This is a genomic window from Azospirillum sp. B4, from assembly GCF_000333275.1.
Lineage (GTDB): Bacteria > Pseudomonadota > Alphaproteobacteria > Azospirillales > Azospirillaceae > Nitrospirillum.
The window spans coordinates 1-3,863 of the sequence record NZ_BACU01000356.1 but is presented as its reverse complement, the minus strand read 5'-3'; the positions used below and the strand labels follow the sequence as shown (position 1 = coordinate 3,863).

The following is a 3,863-nucleotide window of genomic DNA, read 5'->3' as shown; positions in this document are numbered from 1 at the left end:
CGCGGATCGGTTAAAGCGGTCCCCGGCTCCACCTAGACAAGGCCCCAGGCGACTGCCATTTTTAGGTACGTGGTGCGCCCGTGTGGGACGAAAACGATGACCGTATGCCCCTTTGACCATCTAACACCCGAGGAGCGATTAACGCTCATCGGTGAGTTGTGGGACAGCCTGGACCAGCAAAATGTTCCCCTGACCAACGCGCAAAGGGCGGAGTTGGACCGGCGGATCGCGGAAATCGACGCCGGAACGGTCGAGATGATCCCGTGGGAAGACGTCCAAGCCAAGCTGCGGGCGAGGCGCCGTTGACACGAAGGCTGCTTTTCAGCCCGGACGCCCTGGCGGAAGTCGAAGAAGCCCACGACTGGTACGATAGCCACCCCGGCGACGTCGGCGCTCGCTTCGTTAGGGCCTACGAAAAACTAATGACGCGTATTGCCTCTCACCCCCAGCATTTCCCAGTCCTGTATTCGAACATCCACCGCGCCCGGGTACAGGGCTTTCCCTATTTCTTCCTGTTTCGGCTGGGAGATAGCACCATCCAGATCCTGGCTTGCTTTCATACAAGCCAGGACCCGAAACGGTGGAGAGGCCCCCGATTTGGGTCCAGCTGACCTCTCCTATTCCTCCTCGAACACCGGATAAGTCCCGAAGTCGCGGATGGGACGGAGCACGACGTTGCTGACGACGCGGGCCACGCCCATCTCGGCGTCGTCGATCCAGCTGTCGGTCAGTTCCTGGTAGGTCTCGAGATCCCGGCAAACCAGCTTGGCGATATAGTCGTAGGGGCCGCTGACCTCGAAGCACTCGATGACCTCCGGCACCTCGCGCAGGCGGCGTTCGAAGGCGCTGGTGCGGGCACGGCCTTGTTTCTCCAAGGAGATCTGGGCCAGGACGAAGACGCAGGACTGGATGCGGCGCACATCCACCTGGGCCTGGTAGCGGACGATGATGCCCTCGCGCTCCAGCCGGCGCACCCGTTCCAGGCAGGGGCGGGCGGACAGGCCCACCCGTTCCGACAGGGCCTGGTTGGTGACGCGGCCGTCGGCCTGCAGTTCCGTCAGGATCTTGATGTCGATGGCGTCGAGCTTGCGCGGCTTCAAGGCGGGTTCCGGTGGGCGGCGGCGATGGCGCCAGCTTAAGCGCCATCACCTCTCCCCCCAAAGGCTTTACTTGGACTTCCGATCCAGCTTCAGCGTCAGGCAGAAGGCGGAGCCGCCGGACAGGCCGAAGTCGCTGATCGGCGTCTCATGCACGGTGTAGCCCCGCTCCGTCAGCATGCCGCGCAGCGCGGGGCTGGCGGTGGCCAGCACAATGTCCCGGCCGACGTTGACCGCGTTGACCGCCAAGGTGCAGGCGTCGGGCTCCGGCGCCACGATCAGGTTCTCCGCCCCGAAACGCTCCCGGATACGGGCGTTGCCCTCGGCGGAGAAGGCGCCGGGGAAGTACAGCACCTCGCCACCGTTCAGGGGGCAGAGGCAGGTATCCATGTGATAGAATCGCGGGTCGACCAGTTCCAGCGCCTCGACCTCGAAGCCGAACAGGTCGCGCACCACCGCGGCGGCGGCCTGGTCGGAGCGCTGGCCGTAGCCCAGCCAGAAGGTGCGGCGCACGGGGTCCCAGACGCAGTCGCCCGCGCCCTCCAGCACCACGCCTTCCGGCATGTCGTGCACCTCGGTCAGCAGGCCCCGCTGCTTCAGCGCGTCGAAGGTGCGGCGGAACACCGCCGTCTCTCCCTGGCGCTGGGGGTGGCGGAAAGTCGCCACCAGGGCCTTGCCGTCCAGCACCACAGCGGCGTTGGCGGTGAACACCATATCGGGCAGGCCGGCATGCGGCACGGCGAATTCCAGTTCGACACCCAAGTCCCGCAGGGTGGCGGCCAGCAGTTCCCAGCCGTTGGTGGAGCGGGCGCCAAGCAAGGCCCCCTCTTCCTTCCACCGGTCGGGCCGCATCCAGGGATTGATGGCGTAGCTGACCTCGAAATGGTCGGGCGCGCACATCAGGATGCGACCACCGGCGGGGCTGTCGGTGGCGACAGCGGCCGAGGGGGCGGGCGTCAGGCGGGTGTCGGGCATGGGTGGGGTTCCCGGATGTTGTTGTCGGTGGGTTTCAGGCCAGATGGGTGTCAGGCCAGCGCCGCCAGGGTCTCCGCCAGGCGGTCCACCGCCCAGTCCAGATCCTCACGCGCGATCATCAGCGGCGGTGCCAGGCGCACGACCGTGTCGTGGGTTTCCTTGGACAGGACGCCACGGCGCATCCAGTCCTCCACCACCTGGCGGGCGGTGGCGCGGGTGGGGTCGATCTCCAGCCCCACCCACAGGCCCAGGCCGCGGATGTCGTGGATCAGCGGGCTGCGCAGGGCCGCCAAGCGGTCCATCAGGTGGGCGCCCAGCGTGGCGCTACGCTCGACCAGGCCTTCCTCCTCGATCACCGCCAGGGCTTCCAGCCCCACAGCGGCGGCCAGCGGGTTGCCACCAAAGGTGGAGCCGTGGCTGCCGGGATCGAACACGTCGATGACATCCTGGCGGGCGACGAAGGCGGACACGGGCAGCACGCCGCCACCCAACGCCTTGCCCAGGCACAGGCCGTCCGGCTTGACGCCCTCATGCTGGTGGGCGAACCAGCGGCCGGTGCGGCCCAGGCCGGACTGGATCTCATCCAGGATCATCAGGATGCCGGCGCGGTCGCAGGCCGCGCGCACGCCCTTCAGGTAACCGGCCGGCGGCAGGACGATGCCGGCCTCCCCCTGGATGGGTTCCAGCAGCACGGCCGCCGTGTTGGGGCCGATGGCGGCGGTCAGGGCCTCCAGGTCACCGAAGGGCACGATACGGAAGCCGGGGGTGTAGGGCCCGAAGCCATCGCGGTAGGCCTCTTCGGAGGAGAAGCTGATGATGGTGGTGGTGCGGCCGTGGAAGTTGCCGCTGGCCACGATGATCTCCGCTTGGTTGGCGGGGATGTTGCGGTGGCGATAGCCCCAGCGGCGGGCGGCCTTCACCGCCGTCTCCACCGCCTCCGCCCCGCTGTTCATCGGACAGGCGCCGTCCAGGCCGGCCAGGGCGCACAGGCGCGCCAGGAAGGGCCCCAGCTTGTCGGTGTGGAAGGCGCGGGAGACGACGGCCACCTTGGCCGCCTGCTCGGTCAGCGCCTTCAGGATACGGGGATGGCTGTGCCCGACATTGACGGCGGAATAGGCGCTCATCATATCCAGGTAGCGGCGGCCGGCGTCGTCGTGCACCCAGGCGCCCTGGGCGCGGGTGATGACCACCGGCAGCGGCTTGTAGGTGTGGGCGCACCAGCGGTCCTCCAGGGCGATGGCCCCCGGGAATGGAGCCTCGGCGACGTCGCCGTTCAGCCGCTGGTCCATGATGTCCTCCACCTGCTTCCGGTCTCGTTGTCCCGATGGTGGCATGGGTGGGGCAGCCGAAACGGTCGAAGATGGAGTCGGCCGCGACAGAACCGGGCGGCGGGTGATGCGGCCGGCATACCGTTTCTGTCCCCATGCCTTGCAGTCCGGGCATGGAAAACGCGGACGACGGGCGAACCACCGCCGTCCTATAACGCTTTATCATGTGGGAAATTTGGACGCGCCGCTTGCCATCGGCCGCGAAAGTCCCGATTTTCAAGACGTTCGCATCTACCCAAGATCAGGGAACAGACACGCCATGGCCGCCACCGACAAGACCAGCAAAGCCCCCCGCCCCGTGGTCCTGTGCATCATGGACGGCTGGGGCTATCGGGAAGAGGTGGCGGACAACGCCGTCGCCCAAGGAAACACCCCTAACTACGACCGCCTGTGGAAACGAGTCCCCCACGGCCTGCTATCCGCCAGCGAGGAGGACGTGGGCCTTCCCCGCCGGCAGATGGGC

At 67.3% G+C, this 3,863-nt stretch carries 5 protein-coding genes and 1 pseudogene; 3 read left to right on the top strand and 3 right to left on the bottom strand.

Features of this window, described 5'->3' with window-relative positions; all coding sequences use genetic code 11:
- Positions 1–96 precede the first annotated feature (96 nt).
- Positions 97–306 (top strand): addiction module protein, encoded by a 210-nt coding sequence (locus I55_RS15760; protein WP_044561536.1) that lies wholly within the window; start codon positions 97–99, stop codon positions 304–306.
- Positions 264–611, top strand: a complete 348-nt coding sequence (locus I55_RS39545; protein ID WP_083901150.1) for a type II toxin-antitoxin system RelE/ParE family toxin — start codon at positions 264–266, stop codon at positions 609–611. The genes I55_RS15760 and I55_RS39545 overlap by 43 nt, the downstream gene beginning before the upstream one ends.
- Positions 612–617: 6 nt before the next feature.
- Here the strand turns inward: I55_RS39545 and I55_RS15755 are convergent, their stop codons facing one another.
- The 3 genes from I55_RS15755 to rocD form a co-directional block, all read right to left on the bottom strand.
- Positions 618–1,100: an Lrp/AsnC family transcriptional regulator gene (locus I55_RS15755; protein ID WP_044561535.1), complete on the bottom strand. Its 483-nt coding sequence runs from the start codon at positions 1,098–1,100 to the stop codon at positions 618–620.
- A 66-nt stretch (positions 1,101–1,166) separates the two neighbouring features.
- Positions 1,167–2,072 (bottom strand): dimethylarginine dimethylaminohydrolase family protein, encoded by a 906-nt coding sequence (locus tag I55_RS15750; RefSeq protein WP_083901149.1) that lies wholly within the window; start codon positions 2,070–2,072, stop codon positions 1,167–1,169.
- Positions 2,073–2,122: 50 nt separating this feature from the next.
- Complete coding sequence (gene rocD / locus I55_RS15745; RefSeq protein ID WP_044561537.1) at positions 2,123–3,361, bottom strand: ornithine--oxo-acid transaminase; 1,239 nt, start codon at positions 3,359–3,361, stop codon at positions 2,123–2,125.
- 298 nt (positions 3,362–3,659) lie between these two features.
- On the opposite strand from rocD, the pseudogene I55_RS15740 reads away from it, so the two are divergent.
- Positions 3,660–3,863: pseudogene (locus I55_RS15740) on the top strand (2,3-bisphosphoglycerate-independent phosphoglycerate mutase); the annotation flags it as partial.